Annotated in this window: 13 protein-coding genes; 1 reads left to right on the top strand and 12 read right to left on the bottom strand. The window is 51.7% G+C overall.

Annotated features, from left to right (window positions below; genetic code table 11):
* Positions 1-26 precede the first annotated feature (26 nt).
* From FGQ86_RS12705 to FGQ86_RS12650, 12 genes are all read right to left on the bottom strand, one after another.
* A complete protein-coding gene (locus FGQ86_RS12705) occupies positions 27-1,238 on the bottom strand; it encodes a restriction endonuclease (RefSeq protein ID WP_138304410.1) in 1,212 nt (403 codons plus the stop codon).
* On the bottom strand, positions 1,228-3,753 hold the full coding sequence (locus tag FGQ86_RS12700) for a DNA cytosine methyltransferase (RefSeq protein WP_138304408.1): 2,526 nt from the start codon (positions 3,751-3,753) through the stop codon (positions 1,228-1,230). The genes FGQ86_RS12705 and FGQ86_RS12700 overlap by 11 nt, the downstream gene beginning before the upstream one ends.
* An 18-nt stretch (positions 3,754-3,771) precedes the next feature.
* Positions 3,772-3,972 carry a helix-turn-helix transcriptional regulator gene (locus FGQ86_RS12695; RefSeq protein WP_138304406.1) on the bottom strand — a complete coding sequence of 67 codons (201 nt, stop codon included), beginning with the start codon at positions 3,970-3,972 and terminating at the stop codon, positions 3,772-3,774.
* 586 nt (positions 3,973-4,558) lie between these two features.
* Positions 4,559-5,950: a 23S rRNA (uracil(1939)-C(5))-methyltransferase RlmD gene (rlmD, locus tag FGQ86_RS12690; protein WP_138304404.1), complete on the bottom strand. Its 1,392-nt coding sequence runs from the start codon at positions 5,948-5,950 to the stop codon at positions 4,559-4,561.
* A gap of 130 nt (positions 5,951-6,080) precedes the next feature.
* Positions 6,081-6,326 (bottom strand): hypothetical protein, encoded by a 246-nt coding sequence (locus tag FGQ86_RS12685; protein ID WP_033126807.1) that lies wholly within the window; start codon positions 6,324-6,326, stop codon positions 6,081-6,083.
* A 135-nt stretch (positions 6,327-6,461) separates the two neighbouring features.
* On the bottom strand, positions 6,462-8,699 hold the full coding sequence (gene pcrA, locus FGQ86_RS12680) for a DNA helicase PcrA (protein WP_138304402.1): 2,238 nt from the start codon (positions 8,697-8,699) through the stop codon (positions 6,462-6,464).
* Positions 8,700-8,788: 89 nt separating this feature from the next.
* Positions 8,789-10,861 carry a heavy metal translocating P-type ATPase gene (locus FGQ86_RS12675; protein ID WP_138304400.1) on the bottom strand — a complete coding sequence of 691 codons (2,073 nt, stop codon included), beginning with the start codon at positions 10,859-10,861 and terminating at the stop codon, positions 8,789-8,791.
* Between the two features lie 95 nt (positions 10,862-10,956).
* Positions 10,957-11,253: a DUF6110 family protein gene (locus tag FGQ86_RS12670; RefSeq protein ID WP_033126804.1), complete on the bottom strand. Its 297-nt coding sequence runs from the start codon at positions 11,251-11,253 to the stop codon at positions 10,957-10,959.
* Between the two features lie 198 nt (positions 11,254-11,451).
* Positions 11,452-11,703, bottom strand: a complete 252-nt coding sequence (locus FGQ86_RS12665; protein WP_033126825.1) for a transcriptional repressor — start codon at positions 11,701-11,703, stop codon at positions 11,452-11,454.
* A 74-nt stretch (positions 11,704-11,777) separates the two neighbouring features.
* Positions 11,778-12,152 carry a FeoB-associated Cys-rich membrane protein gene (locus FGQ86_RS12660; RefSeq protein WP_033126803.1) on the bottom strand — a complete coding sequence of 125 codons (375 nt, stop codon included), beginning with the start codon at positions 12,150-12,152 and terminating at the stop codon, positions 11,778-11,780.
* Positions 12,153-12,230: 78 nt separating this feature from the next.
* The gene (gene feoB, locus FGQ86_RS12655) at positions 12,231-14,231 is read right to left on the bottom strand and encodes a ferrous iron transport protein B (RefSeq protein ID WP_033126802.1); all 2,001 of its coding nucleotides are present in this window, start codon (positions 14,229-14,231) and stop codon (positions 12,231-12,233) included.
* 82 nt (positions 14,232-14,313) lie between these two features.
* Positions 14,314-14,526, bottom strand: a complete 213-nt coding sequence (locus FGQ86_RS12650; protein ID WP_033126801.1) for a FeoA family protein — start codon at positions 14,524-14,526, stop codon at positions 14,314-14,316.
* Between the two features lie 278 nt (positions 14,527-14,804).
* Between FGQ86_RS12650 and FGQ86_RS12645 the strand changes: the two genes are divergently transcribed.
* Entirely contained in the window at positions 14,805-15,164 is a 360-nt protein-coding gene (locus FGQ86_RS12645; protein ID WP_138304487.1) for a metal-dependent transcriptional regulator, read from the top strand.
* The last annotated feature ends 171 nt before the right edge of the window (positions 15,165-15,335 follow it).

The following is a 15,335-nucleotide window of genomic DNA, read 5'->3' as shown; positions in this document are numbered from 1 at the left end:
ACGAACGCCCTCCCCTCTAAGACTATTTAGTAGTTGAATTCAATGCCAGTTACGACAGAATTAAAATCGCAAGAGGGCAGAGCTTCAAAATAATCTGTTCTGAGCCCAATATCTAACACATACATAAACGCCGCGAAATCATAAATAATTGGTTCGCCTTTATTGTCCATAATATTTTTCCGAATACTTTCTGTCTTAGCGATAAGGCAGGTGTATTGATACTGCTTATCTATAATCCGTGTATTCCCATTTGGATGCGCTTTCTGTAAATGCTGTCCGCTGGTTAGCGCGATGAGGTTTTCAATATAATCAGCAATCTCCTCAAATTCATTCTGGGGGAAGATGTGGTGCATATGTGTGGCCTTTTCGCCAACAGAAAAACGATCCAAAACTTCTGACATACCGTCCCTATGATCGTCATTGAATTTGCGAAGATACTTCATGGCTCTGCTGATACGGTACTGATACATCTGCTCGGTCTTCGGCTGCGGATTAAAATCACCACGAGCAACATTCTTATCCTTGCCTACGGCATCATCTCTCCAGTTGGTCTGGTTATACATGATTTTATCGTAGGTAATCATAGCCCTTGAAAGATGCCCTTTTTCCACACCCTTCTTGTGCAGTTTGCAGGCGAGCGGATTCAATACCTTGATAAAGATGCGGTTTGCCTCTACCGCTGTGTTGATGGGTGTGTATCTGATGCAAAAATCAGAGAACCTGGTCTTCAGTTCTTGTAGGGACTCTTTTGTCTGTAACTCAAAAAAGGTCTCGAAACTGTCCCACAAGCCACTATCCTTCAGTGTCTTTTCGATATAAAGGCAAAGAAACTCGAAAGAATTTCGCTCACGGAGCGCAATATACTCCAACACATCCATGTTTTCCACGCTGAACTGGATAGTATTATGTACAACACCGTCCTCTCGTAGAACCCCCGCTGCCGCCAGCATCTTCATAGGTTGACGGAAGAACTTATTGTATTCGTCAAGCGTTGTCCTTATGGTCGGATCAGGTTTTCCAAACAAATGCTGAACATTCTGTATAGCGTACTCGGAGTGCCAAATATCCGGCGACTGAAATGGTTGCCGACCTCCATTCTGAATATAATCTACAATACAGTCCGCTACAAAGCAGACCGCATCCAAGGCACACTTCTGGTCAATCCAGCGACCGTTCCCTGTTTTGCGGACATCATAATCATGTTCATCCAAAAATCTCTGTAAAATATTACTCGTCATCTTCTTTTAACACCCCATAAAAATACACACTTGTCTTGTCCACATTAATGGACTGCGTTGACAGATTTCTTGCAATCCCGTAAAACCGCCTATATTCCTCTGTTGAGAAATACGCCCTTTGCCTCTTAGTAAGCCGCAGCGGTTTCTTCGGAATCAGAACTGCGACTGAACCATCTGCAATGGTTCCGGGAAGATTCTCAATGACTCGTGGATTATAAGTCATATTCGGAGTCAGGTAAACACTATAATCATTTACATATCGGTATGCTGAAAGTCCAACAGCCTTTTCTTTCGGCAGGTAGACGTCATAATCCGAAATGTGCGTGACGCCCTGTCCATCATCATTAATATTCCTTGCTTTGATTACCCACAAGGAAGAACTATCTTGTTTGTGGCACGTAATGGACTTTGTAATTTGTCTGTCACGAAACACTGAGAACATATCAAACTGCAGTTTATCAGCAACATTATCAAACTGCTCATCCCGATAAATGATGAAATAAGGAAATCTCTCATCCGTCAAATAAGATTGCTGCCGAACGGATTTCCGGTTGAACTTCATGCTATAGACCGTTGTTTCTTTCGGCTTCATCTTTGGATATACGACGAGGCACATGGTCTCAATCGACACCCCGGTGAAACCATAGCGGCCGAAGTCGATAATTGTATCCATCCGCATCTGCCGCAGAAGATTTCTCGTCTCCTCAAATTCATCTGTACTGAGTAACGTCTTGTTCAGCACCAGGGCAACACAATCGCTACAGCGGGCACATTTTTCCAAAAACATCTCCGAGAGATTATTGGTGACTTTGTTTGCGTTTGACGCAAGAGAAATTTCAATTTCAGGCGTCCTCTTTTTCAGTTTCGAGAAAGGCGGATTGCCGACCGCCAAGTCATACCGATACGTTGTGTGGTAGGTAAGGAAATCCTGACATATGCGGTTGATTGTAAAATTCTGCGGAATGTCAAGTTTCTCCAGCATTATGTTGAGTGTCTCAATACTATCCGGATCGATATCTACCACATCCAGGATGACATGGGGAACATCTTCATACCGCTTGAACAGAAAAGGGATGAAACTACCCGCTCCTACGGACGGTTCTAATATACGAATTTCATCCTTGCTGAACGTTGGTAAACTCCCCATAATCTCGTTCACAATGAACTTATTTGTGTAAAACGCAGCATTTTTTTCCCTGCGGGCATTGCAAAGCTCTGTAATCCGCATAAGCGATGCTACATCCAACTTCAGAGGATTATCCCTCAAAAAGGCACACAGGCTTTCCCTCTCATCCAAATGATTGTCAGCGATGATCCTGTTGATTTCAATAGACTCACACCTTTTTTGGCTCAACTTGCTACGAATTGCCTCAGCAAGCTGCCGCATGATTTCAGTTGGTACAGCCTCGCCTAAACACTGACGAATGTTCATTTCATGGTTTTTATAAATATTCTTTTTTTCCTTATCCGAAAGCGCATTTAGTTCATCGAGGCTCATATCCACCCAACGGAAATCGTCAGGGATCGTCATCATCGCCATGAGTTCCCTGATGCTGTAAACTCTATCCTGTTCTGGATGAATCGTATTTTGCGCAGCCAGTTGGTCGTTGCGGGTATGAACACACTGAATAAAGCGGTCCCAAGGCTGCCTTGTGTATTTATCCCGGTTTTTCCTAATGTTCTCAACGATTTTGCCGTCAACCACCCTGTGCGGACGCTTGGCAGGATCAGCATTGTCAAATGCGGATTCACCCTCCCTTAGATCATGAATCCACTCGCGCATCTCGGGCTTATATGTGCGGAATGCGTGATAGAAATCCGTTGCGCAGATTTCTCCCCATTCCAGTCTTGGGAAATCATAAATCACTTCCCGTAGTGTCTTCTCCGGTCGGAACTCCGGATAAATGTCATATGGCGTGATGTTGTTCCGATAGGCCTTATCGACGCCAATCATCAATGTTCTCGTCCGTGAAGAGTTCGAGCCATAATTCATAAAGTTCAGAATTCGCCCGGAAATGATATAATCCTTTCCGAGAGTCTCCCTAACATACTCTCCAATAGGCACAGTCCGTCCATCGGGTGTAATGCAGAGTGTTTTCTGAAACGCCATGACATTCTCAAGAATAAAGAATCTTGGATTAATCCGGCGGATAATCTCAACGGATTCAACCACAAGGCTATTCCTGTTTATTTCCTTACCGTTCTTTTTATGGTTAATGACGCTGATGCCCTGACAGGGTGGCGTAGCAATGATAACGTCCACACGATCATTTCCTTTTTTCTCCCACCTGTGGATCTCATCATAAATTCTCTGTTTAATCTCATCGGATGTGATATCTCCAACAATATAACCGGAATCAAATTCACATTTATGATTACAACGTTGCACTTGCATCCTACGCTCTATAATTTCATTCGTGGCAATGCAACGATATCCTTCCATTTGGAAACCGTGGCAGCCTACACCGGCCGAACTAAACAGCGTCACATATGTTAGGCTTTTATCTTTTAACATGAGAAACCTCCGTAAACGCTATTTCTTATATTCTACAATATCGCCGAAATCCGCATCTAAAACAGCACATATCTTTTCAAGAACAGCCAAAGTTACCTCTTGATCTTTCTTCATCCGAGTAACGGTATTTGGCGCAATATCGGCTGCTCTCCGCATATCAGCGACACTCATATTTTTATCAATTAACAATTTCCACAATCTGTTATATGAAACTGACATATCTGTCCTCCAACTCTAACAGCTACATTATGAACTCTACGGATTTTGCGAGTCACAAAATCCAATTAAAATTATAGCACAAAACTACGCTTGTTGCAATAGATTTTCGCATTTAGTTGCGATTTTTTATCCAAGTAGTTCGAGAACTCCCGTTCTATCTACTTCGTTTAATTCTAAAACAACATTTTAACGATAGCCCTACTCTGTAACGATAACTTTTCTATCGTTACAGAGTAGAACCGAAATGTGTCAACCACCCTGGCAGGGCCGCCAACCTACCTATGCCGTCACGTTCCAGAAATAAAAAACACCCAGGAACGGTGGAATTACGGCATTTTTGAATGTATGGAATTGTAGCAATCTCAGCGTGGTTTTGTCCATTAAACTTATCAACTCAATATACCATTTATCCAATCTGTCAACTCAACACCCCCAATATCAAAATCAACCACTCAACTCTCCACCATTTTTCACAGTAGACCAGTTCCCACTTACCCATAAAATGAAAAAATCCGGGAACCGGAACCTGTCCTCTGACAAGCCCCGACTCCCGGAAATCCCATGTTTTCTACACTTTCTCGCTATCCTATTCTTTAACTTTTGACATCAATACTACGCACTCCACATGCACAGTTCCCGGAAAGAGATCAATGCATCCGGCCCGCTCCACATGGTAGCCTCTCCCCTGCAGCGTCTCCAGGTCTCTGGCCAGGCTGGTGGGCTTGCAGGCGATGTAGACCATCTTCTCCACGCCAAAGCCGATGATCTTCTCCAGGGCCTTCGGGTGCACACCGTCCCGGGGCGGATCCAGGACAATGAGATCCGGCACCTCCCCCAGCTCGTCGATGACCTTCAGCACGTCCCCTGCCCAGAAGGTGCAGTTCTCAAGACTGTTCAGCCGGGCGTTTTCCCGGGCCGCCTCCACTGCCTCCTCCACAATCTCCACGCCAGTCACCTTCTTTGCCACAGGCGCCAGAATCTGGGCGATGGTGCCTGTGCCACTGTATAGGTCAAAGATAACCTTGTCCTTTGTCTCCCCGATATAGCTTCTGGCGGTCTCGTACAGCACCTCCGCTCCCAGGGAGTTGGTCTGGAAGAAGGAGAAGGGAGTAATCTTGAAGCGCAGTCCCAGGATCTCCTCGTAGAAATAATCCTGGCCAAAGAGCAGCTCGGTTCCCTCGTCCTTCACCACATCGGCCAGGCTGTCATTGGAGGTGTGGAGGATACCCGCAATATGCCCTTTCAGCCGTCCGCTCCTCTCCAGCTCCAGAAGGCGATCCGCCCAGGGAGCCAGATCCGGGCCTGCCTGGGTGGTGGTCACCAGGTCCACGAGGATCTGGCCGGTGCGGGCCGCCTTGCGCACGAGGAGATGGCGGAAATAGCCCTGGTGGCGCATGCGGTGATAGTAGGGTAGGCCGCTCTCCCGGGCAAAGGCGAGGGTGGCCTCAAGAACCGCGCGAAAATCCTCGTCCACGATCTGACACTCGTTTACGTTCACAATGTCGTGGAAGCTCCCCCTCCTGTGCATGCCTAGAGCCAGGGGGCCCTCCTTGTACTCATCCCCGAAGGTAAACTCCATCTTGTTCCGGTAGGCGTCTGTCCGCGGGCTGGCCTTGATGCCGTCCCACTGGTAATCATGTCCTCCGCCCTTCTGTATGGCCTCGTCCAGGAGTTCCTTTACCTGGGACTCCTTGAGCCTCAGCTGCTCCTCATAGGGCAGGGTCTGATAGGTGCATCCCCCGCACTGCCCGAAATGGGGACAGGGGGATGGGATTTCCAGAGGTGAGAGCTCCAGCACCTCCAGCACTCTTCCTTCCGCCCGGCCCTTGCGCATTTTGTTGACAGAGACCCTGACCTTCTGTCCGGGAATGGCGTTCTTGACCACCACAGGGCGGTCCGCGCCCTCCGCCTTCACCACGCCCTTATTCGGGTAATCGATCCTCTCAACGGTTCCTTCCAGCATCTGTCCTTTTTTCATCTAATTCAAACTCCTCCTGTACTTCTCCCTTTGGCGTTTTCGCGCAGGCACGGCGGTCGCTCTCCGGGCGTATCGGGCAAAAAGAAAGACAGAACATTGGATTGTCCTGTCTCTTTCTTTTGCTCCGATCTTATACCTGATCATCTTCATTAAAGAAGTCATCGTCAAAATCGTCATCGAAATCTTCTTCGAAATCCTCCAGATAATCCGGGGTAAAGAAACAATATACCGCATATGCAATTGCCGCTACTGCCGCGATCGCTCCTACGATAGCCAGCACCCAGAGCACTGTCCTGCAGGTCTTGTCATCTTCATCTTTCTTGCGGATCAGTTCGTTCAGCTTTGAAGCCGCAATAATATCCTCTACCTTGCTCATACTTTCCACACATCCTTTCTTATGCTTGTCTTGCAAGTATAATTCGTTGGCATTATTATAACACCTTCCCGGGCATATTACTACTTATTTTTGCAGGAATTTTCAGATAAATCTGTCCTTCTTGACCGGAACATCCTATATTTTCTGCAATTTCGCAAATGCAGCAAACATCTTTTTTGTGCCTGCCTTGTCAAACTCCACTGTCACCTCATAGTCCCGGCCGCCCTCCACAATGGCAGTGACAAGTCCTTCCCCAAATTTCACGTGGCGCACCCGGTCTCCCACATCGTAGCCGGGGCCGTTCCCCCCCGCCACCTTAAACTGCTGCACCGGTCTGGGAGAGGAGAAAGCCTTTGTGTGAAAGGCCTGCTTTGCCTGCTGCCAGGAGGACTGTCTTGGAGTCTCTTCCTCCTTCTCCTCCTTTTCGAACTTCATTCCTGTGGAGAGGAGCTCCATGGGGATCTCCTTTAAAAAGCGGGACATCTTGTTGTACTGGGTCTCTCCCCTCACCATCCGCCTTCTGGCGCAGGTCAGGGTGAGCTGCTTCATAGCCCTTGTGATGCCCACATAACAGAGACGTCTCTCCTCCTCCAGCTCCTCCGGATTGTCGGAGGTGACGGTCATATAGCTGGGGAAAAGGCCGTCCTCCATGCCCGCCAGATAGACGTGGGGGAACTCCAGCCCCTTGGCGCTGTGGAGCGTCATGAGAACCACATAGTCGCTGTCCTCGTCCAGGCTGTCGATGTCCGCCACAAGGGCAACCTCCTCCAGAAATCCGCCCAGAGTGGGTGTCTCGCCCCGCTCATGGCAGCCTTCCTCATAGTCTGCCGCCTTGTTTTTCAGCTCGTCGATGTTCTCGATCCTGGCCTCCGCCTCAATCTCTCCCTCGGTCTTCAGCTCCTCTATGTATCCGGTTGTCTCGATAATGTCCTCCAGGAGCTCCAGGATGCTCATCCTGCCCGCCTCTTCCTTGAAATGCTCGATGAGGGCGGCGAAGGACTCCAGCCTGGAAAGTCCCCTGCCGATGCCCGGGATCAGATCCGCTCCCAGGACCGCCTCGTAAAAGCTGATCTCCCTCTGGAGGGCGTACTCCTGGACACGGTTCACGCTGGTGAGGCCGATGCCACGCTTGGGCACATTGATGATCCGGCGCACAGCCAGGTCATCCCTTCCATTGTCAATGGTCTTTAGATAGGCCAGCAGATCCTTGATCTCCCTTCTGGCATAGAAGTTGACGCCTCCCACCAGCTTGTAGGGGATGTTTGCCGACACCAGCTTCTCCTCAAAGAGACGGGACTGGGCGTTGGTCCGATAGAGGATGGCGTTGTCATTGTAGGAGCAGTCCCCGCTGTCCACATGGCCGCGGATGTCCCCCACAATATATTCCGCCTCGTCAAACCCGGTGTCAAACTGCCGGAACTCGATCTTCTCCCCCTGACCATTGTCCGTCCAGAGAGTCTTGTCCTTGCGCCCCCGGTTGTTGCGGATCACCGCGTTGGCTGCGTCCAGGATGGTGCTGGTGGAACGGTAATTCTGCTCCAGCTTGATGACCCTCGCGTCCTCGAACACGTTCTCAAAGTTCAGGATATTCCGGATGTCCGCCCCCCGGAATTTGTAGATGGACTGATCGTCGTCGCCCACCACGCACAGGTTTCTGTATTTTGCCGCCAAAGTGCTGACAAACTGGAACTGGACATTGTTCGTGTCCTGGTACTCGTCCACCATGATATAGCGGAACCGCTCCTGGTAGTAGTCCAGCACATCCGGCTGCGTCTTCAGAAGCTGCACTGCCTTCACCAGGAGATCGTCAAAATCAAGGGCGTTGTTGGCCTGCATCTGCTTCTCATACTCCTCGTACACAGTGGCGATTTTCTGCCGGGAGAAATCCCCCTCTGCCCGGAGCCGGAACTCCTTGGGCGAGATCATCTCGTTCTTGGCGGCGGAGATGGCGGCAAGAAGGTTTCTCTCCCGGTAGATCTTGGTGTCGATCTGGAGGTATTTGCAGATGTCCCTCATCAGCGTCTTCTGGTCGTCCGTGTCGTAGATGGTAAAGTTGGTGTCATAGCCCAGCCGGTCTATGTGTCTGCGCAGAATGCGCACGCAGGTGGAGTGGAAGGTGCTGACCCAGATGCTCTCCGAGCCAAAGCCCACGAGATTGTCCACCCTCTCACGCATCTCCCCGGCCGCCTTGTTGGTGAAGGTAATAGCCAGGATATTCCAGGGATTGACTCCCTTCTCCTCGATGAGATAGGCGATCCTGTGGGTCAGGACCCGGGTCTTCCCGGAGCCTGCGCCGGCCAGGATGAGAAGCGGGCCCTCCGTGTGGTATACAGCCTCCCGCTGCTGTTCGTTCAGTGCGTCATATATGCTCATGTTTACTCCTTTGGCTTTCGTGATACTCCCGTTTCTTTTTGTCCGTAACTGATATCATACCACAGTTTCCATGAGCTTTCCAGCTTCTTTTACTTCATCAGATCCCGCATACTCTTCAGGCTGATGACAAGGGTGGAGGTGTTGTGCAGCAGGGCGGAGGTGGTGGGCTGGATCACGCCGGCCACGCCCAGGCAGATGAGAGCTGTGTTGATCCCCACGATGGAATGATAGTTCTTCTGGATCCGCCTCATGAGCAGGCTGCTCAGCTGCTTCAGCGTGACGATCTCTCCCAGGTCCTGTCCTGCGATGGTGATGTCCGCGATCTCCCTGGCTATCTCAGCCCCGTCGCTGACGGCGATGCCTGCGTCCGCCGCGGAGAGGGCCGGCGAGTCGTTGATGCCGTCCCCGGTCATGACCACCCTGCGTCCCTTCCTTTTTTCCGCCTCCACAAAGCGGGCCTTGTCCTCCGGCAGCACCTCGGAATAGTACTCGTCCACGCCCACTCTCCTGGCGATGGCGGCGGCAGTCTTCTCGCTGTCCCCTGTCATCATGACGATCTTCGTAAATCCGGCCCTGCGCAGACCCCGGATCACCTCAGGCGCCTCCTCCCGCAGGGGATCCTCGATGCAGATTACCGCGGCCAGCACATTGTCAATGGCCAGGTAGAGGTGGGAGTACTCATCTGAGAGCTGCTGAAATCTCTCCTGGAACTCCGGGCGGATCCGACACTTCTCGTCCTCAAAGACAAAGTGATAGCTGCCGATGACCACCTTTTTGTCCTCTATGTAGGAGGAAATGCCGTGGGCCACAATGTAGTTCACCTTGGAGTGCATCTCCTCGTGGTCAAGCCCCTGCTTTCTGGCCGCATTCACCACCGCCTTTGCCATGGAGTGGGGGAAATGCTCCTCCAGGCAGGCGGCGATCCGCAGCATCTCCTGGGGCGGCCTCCCGTTGAAGGTCACAACCTCCTTCACCGTGGGCCTTGCCTTTGTCAGGGTGCCTGTCTTGTCAAACACAATGGTGTCCGCCTCTGCCACCGCCTCCATAAAACGGCCTCCCTTGACCGTGATGCCGTGGGCTCCCGCCTCCCGGATGGCGGACAGGACGGAGATGGGCATGGCCAGCTTCAGGGCGCAGGAGAAGTCCACCATGAGGACGGCCAGGGCCTTGGTGGCATTTCTCGTGACCAGCCAGGTGAGGATGGTCCCTGCCAGGGTGTAGGGCACAAGCCGGTCCGCCAGACCCTCCGCCTTGCTCTCAAGGCCGGATTTGAGCTTCTGGGAGTCCTCGATCATGGTTACGATCTTCTCAAATCTGGTGGAGCCGGAGGTCTGCTTCACCTGCACGGTCAGCTCCCCCTCCTCCAGCACAGTGCCCGCGTACACGTAGCCGTCCTTTTCCTTCTTTACAGGCAGGGACTCGCCGGTGAGGGACGCCTGGTTGACCATGGCCTCCCCGGAGGTGACAACGCCGTCAAAGGGGATCACATTTCCCATATGCACCACCACCTCGTCCCCGGCCCGGACGTCCGAGGCTGGGACCAGCATCTCCTGATCCCCTGTCTTCAGCCACACCTTCCGGATGTTCAGGGACATACTCCGGGCCAGGTCCCCCACCGACTTTTTGTGGGTCCACTCCTCCAGTATCTCGCCCACGCCCAGCAGATACATGACAGAGCCCGCCGTGTCAAAGTCCGCCCGCAGGATGGAGACTGTGATGGCCGCTGCGTCCAGCACCTCCACCTCCAGCCTTCCCCTGGTGAGGCTTTTCAGTCCCCTTGCCATGTACCGGACGGATTTGTAGCCCGTGTAGGCGGCCCGCACCGGAAAGGGGAGAATCTTTTTCCCGAAATGGAACAGTGTCCTCCCGATCAGCTTTTCCCGGTAGGCCCTGTTCAGCTCTCTTCCAGAATTGTCCAGCACCTGCTCCGGCACCTGTACATACTCATATCTGAAGGTTCGCAGAGCCTGGAGAATGTCCTCTCTTTCCCCGCTGTAGCAGACCACGGCGTCCCCTGTCTGCTCGTAGACCTTTGCAGTGTCCACGCCGGGAAGTGTCTCCAGAAAGTAGAGAAGCGTGTCCGCCTCCCGGCAGGTCATTCCTTTTTGCTCCACATGCAGGCGGATCCGCCCTCTTATCTCATGTCTGATCCTGTATTTCAACTTTGATCCCTCCATTTTTCATAAGGAGAAGGCGGAGCCTTCTGTCGGTGTGGCTCCGCCTTCTCCTCTCTATTTCAGACCTTTCGTCCTGCGCTCTAATTTTTCTCAGACACAGCGTCTGCATCCTCCTGCACGCAGGCCGCGTCCTCTCTCTCCCGATCCTCGTTGATCTGCTTTGCCTCGGCCAGGATGTCCTCCGCGTTCTCCTGCACAGTGGTCACTGTGGTCATGACGCACTCCTTGGCTCTCAGAACAGCCGCTGTACACTTTGTGTATACATTTTTCGCATCCTTGCTTGACAGGAGCTTAACACCGGCTGTGCCAAACAGAACTCCTCCCGCGAAAATACCAAGACCTTTTCCGCATTTTAAACATTTAGAAATCTCGAACATGCTTCTGCCTCCTTATTTATGTTTATAACCAGTATAGAACAGCATGAGACAGCAAAATGCCATCATCCATGCCCAGAATTTGTGGGATTTCATCTTCATCACTCCCTTGCTTGCTCTCATATACTGAGTTGATATAAACTATGATAGTTTTCGCACAGGCAGTTAGTCAATTCTAAGCAGTGTTACCGATAAATCTTATCATTTATCCGCATCCTCCGGCTCATAGACGATCCTTCTGCTGATCACACCGATCTCTTCCAGGGCATTTACCATCCTGTATACGGTGGCGATGCCGATGGAGTCGTCCTCCCTGGACGCCCGGTAGAAGATCTCCTTGCAGCTGGAGCACTTGTTCTCCAGAATGATATCCAAAAGCTCCATGCGCTGCTTTGTGATCCTGCAGCCATTGGCCTTCAGCTTGGCTATGATACGTTCCTTTTCTTTGTCCACGCCGTCTCCTCCCATTGCCGCGGCCCTCGGCTGCCGCAGCCAGCTATGCCTCTATGGAAATATAGTCCCCTTCCTTACGATATACCGGTCACATGATAGCCGGCTTTTTCCACCGCTTTTTTCAGTATTTCCTCGCTGACCTGCCTGTCTAAGGCAATTTTGGCCCTGCCCTTCACAGGATCCACCTCAGCTCTGACTCCGTCGATCCCGTTCAGAGCCTGCGTCACGGCCAGAGCACAGTGCTGGCAGTGCATCCCTGAGATCTTCAGAGTTTTTCTTCCGATCACAGGGCCGTCCAGCTTCTTCTTCGGGGCTCTGCCGCCGCTGGGGCAGCTCCCTCCGGCGGGGCATCCGACACACTTTACGCCGCTCCTTTTCGCCTTCACTATGTACGCGACCGCCGCCGCGACGATGGCCGCAATGATGATCAATGCAATGATATCTGCCATATTCTGTCCTCCTTCAATGCAAGCAGTGGACAAAGTGCGTCACTTCGTCCACTGCCACTTTCCCGGGCCCGTAGCCGTCTATGCGGTGTGCAGGCTGTATTCTGTCGCAAACTCCTGATCGGACTTGCGAATTCTCCATATGATGATGGCCGCGAACACCAGGATCGCGATGAGACCCGGAACAAAGGCTGTTCCAAGAGATCCCGTGGTGATGAGCGTTCCGATCTGGTACACCGCAAAGGCCACCGTGTAGCCTGTGGCCAGCTGGAGACAGATGCCGCCAAACAGCCACTTGCCGCTCTTCATCTCCGAGTTCATAGCTCCCAGAGCCGCGAAGCAGGGCGGTGTATAGAGGTTGAACATCAGATAGGCCAGGGCTGCCACCTTGGTCAGTCCCATGATGGTCGCCACTTCGTTTCCGCTGCCCACCAGAGCCAGCTCATCTGTGTCGATCAGGTTGGTAACTCCGTACACAACCGCCAGCGTTCCCACAACATTCTCCTTTGCGATAAATCCTGTAACGGCTGCGGCTGCCAGCTGCCATACACCAAATCCAAGAGGAATGAACAGGATGGAGATGGGGTGAGCGATGCTGGCAAGGATAGAGGTGCTCTCCGCTCCCTCCTCCACGAGCTGGAACTGCCAGTTGAAGCTCTGCATGATCTGTACCACTGTGTTGCACACCAGAATGATGGTTCCGGCTTTGATGATGTAGGCTTTTCCCCGCTCCAGCATGGACACGCATGCCCTCTTTAAGCTGGGGAGCTTATACTCCGGAAGCTCGATGATAAAGAAGGATTTCCGGTATTTCTGACCGGTGATCCTCTTCACCAGCAGCGCCCCAAGAAGGACAAGCACTATGCCTACCAGGTACATGGTAGCTGACACCCACCAGGCGTCCGCAAAGAAGGCGCCAGCGAACAGGGCGATGACCGGTATCTTCGCGCCGCAGGGCATGAAGGGCGTGAGCATGGCTGTCGTCCTGCGCTCTCTCTCGTTGCGGATGGTTCTGGATGCCATAACTCCGGGGATGGCGCATCCGGTGCCGATGACCATGGGGATAACCGATTTACCGGAAAGTCCCACTCTCTTGAAAATAGGGTCAAGCACAACCGTGGCCCTGGCCATGTAACCGCAGTCCTCCAGAAGGGCGATGAGGAAGTACATCACCATAACAAGAGGCAGGAAGCCCACGACCGCGCCGACGCCGCCGATGATACCGTCAACAAGGATCGCGTACAGCAGCGGGTTGGCGTTTTCCATCAGTCCGCCGACCCAGCCCTGGAATGTCTCGATCCAGGCTACCAGCCAGTCTGCGATCCAGGTTCCAAGGGTGGTCTGTGATATGTAAAATACAAGGAAAATGATCAGCGCGAAGATCGGGATGCCCACGATCTTGTGGGTGATCACACTGTCGATCTTATCCTGGAAGTTCTTGTCTTTCGTGAAGACCTTCCTCTGCTCCACCTGCTTCACAATGCCATTGACGAAGTCAAATCGCTTCCTGTCCTCGGCCTCCACCTGGGCTTTGTCCTTCAGGTCAATGTCCGCCTCCACATAGGGCGCTTTCTGTCCCGCTCCGCTCAGGGCGGCAGCCTGGGTCACGACCTCCTTCAGGCCCTCGTGGCCGGAGGATGTGGACACGGTCTTGATGACCGGGCATCCCAGCTTCTCGGAGAGAAGCTTTTCATCGATCCTGGTCCCCTTCTTTTCCGTGAGGTCACTCTTGTTGAGAGCCACCACCACCGGAACGCCAAGCTCCAGCAGCTGAGTCGTGAAAAACAGGCTTCGGCTTAAGTTTGTGGCATCCACAATATTGACGATCGCATCGGGGTGCTCATTTTTCACATACCCGCTCGTGATGCTCTCCTCTGAAGTAAATGGCGACATGGAATAGGCCCCCGGCAGGTCCACCGCGACCAGCTCCTCTGATCCGTCGTAATAAGCCTTCCTGATCAGGCTCTCCTTTCGCTCCACCGTAACACCGGCCCAGTTTCCAACGCGCTCGTTTCTGCCTGTCAGCGCATTGTACATGGTTGTCTTTCCGCTGTTAGGATTTCCTGCAAAAGCAATTCTCATAGCACATTTCTCCTCCTTCATCTCTTATTCAATTAGAATAAACTAACTCTTGTGCAGAGCAATTGTAGGCAACTGCTCATTTTTATATTGAAATAGCTTTCGCTAAATCAGTATCAATATTGTATCTGCCATCCTTGATGGAGACGACGCATCCGCCCCGCATCCGGGAGACTACAGTGATGGGCTCGCCGCTGTAGCAGCCAAGGGAAAACAGAAAGGCTTCCAGCTCATCGTCGTCGGTGGCGATCCCCTTCACAATATATTCCCTGCCCTCTTCGGCTTCCAGTAAGGTCATCTGAACCTGCCTCCTCTATATGATCATTTTATTTTTCCGCAAGGCATTTATGACTAACTCATTTTTGCCTCATCTAACAACTGATAGTTTAAACTAACAGTTTGGGTTTGTCAATTCTTTTCTTAAAAATAAATTTTCATCATTTTGCGGTCAAAAAATCCGGTCCTCAATTCCCGGTTTACTCCGCCCCCTTTTTTATGTTATACTACAGGAAACAGGCTTCTCTCTCGCAGTGCGACGGAGGGGGAGGAAAGAGAACCGAGGTGAAACTGATGAGCATAAACACAAACGAGTCCTCCGAAAATTATCTGGAGACGATCCTGATCCTGAGCAAGCAGCATCCCGTTGTCCGCTCTGTGGACATCGCCAATGAGCTGGATTTCAAGAAGTCCAGCGTCAGCGTTGCCATGAAAAAGCTCAGGGAGAGCGGTCACATCCAGGTATCCCCGGAAGGCTATATCACATTGACCGAGTCCGGCCGCAGGATAGCCGACTGTATCTACGAGCGGCACCAGCTTATCTCCTCCTGGCTGATCCGTCTGGGCGTGGACCCGAATGTAGCTGTGGCTGACGCCTGCCGCATGGAGCACGTGATCAGCGCCGAGAGCTTTGAGGCTATCAAAAGGCATATCAAATAAATCTTAAACGAAAAAAGGATATACCTGCTTCCAAAGGCAGGTATATCCTTTCAGACTGTAGACAAAGGTGGTGCTGGAGCCCTAGCTCCAGCACCACTCTTTTTGCCAAAATGCCAACTCCCATATTTTCTTATAAAGGATAAAAAAGCATCCTGATTTTTTGTCCTGCCT

It is taken from the genome of Clostridium sp. BSD2780061688st1 H5, from assembly GCF_005845155.1.
Lineage (GTDB): Bacteria > Bacillota > Clostridia > Lachnospirales > Lachnospiraceae > Claveliimonas > Claveliimonas intestinigallinarum.
Note: the sequence above shows the minus strand (reverse complement) of the source record. Positions and strands in the feature narration are given on the sequence as shown.

Bases quoted from the DNA above. Each gene is read 5' to 3' on its own strand.
- FGQ86_RS12705 (WP_138304410.1), bottom strand. From the start codon at position 1,238: ATGACGAGTAATATTTTACAGAGATTTTTGGATGAACATGATTATGAT.
- FGQ86_RS12700 (WP_138304408.1), bottom strand. From the start codon at position 3,753: ATGTTAAAAGATAAAAGCCTAACATATGTGACGCTGTTTAGTTCGGCC.
- FGQ86_RS12695 (WP_138304406.1), bottom strand. From the start codon at position 3,972: ATGTCAGTTTCATATAACAGATTGTGGAAATTGTTAATTGATAAAAAT.
- rlmD (WP_138304404.1), bottom strand. From the start codon at position 5,950: ATGAAAAAAGGACAGATGCTGGAAGGAACCGTTGAGAGGATCGATTAC.
- FGQ86_RS12685 (WP_033126807.1), bottom strand. From the start codon at position 6,326: ATGAGCAAGGTAGAGGATATTATTGCGGCTTCAAAGCTGAACGAACTG.
- pcrA (WP_138304402.1), bottom strand. From the start codon at position 8,699: ATGAGCATATATGACGCACTGAACGAACAGCAGCGGGAGGCTGTATAC.
- FGQ86_RS12670 (WP_033126804.1), bottom strand. From the start codon at position 11,253: ATGTTCGAGATTTCTAAATGTTTAAAATGCGGAAAAGGTCTTGGTATT.
- FGQ86_RS12660 (WP_033126803.1), bottom strand. From the start codon at position 12,152: ATGGCAGATATCATTGCATTGATCATCATTGCGGCCATCGTCGCGGCG.
- feoB (WP_033126802.1), bottom strand. From the start codon at position 14,231: ATGAGAATTGCTTTTGCAGGAAATCCTAACAGCGGAAAGACAACCATG.
- FGQ86_RS12650 (WP_033126801.1), bottom strand. From the start codon at position 14,526: ATGACCTTACTGGAAGCCGAAGAGGGCAGGGAATATATTGTGAAGGGG.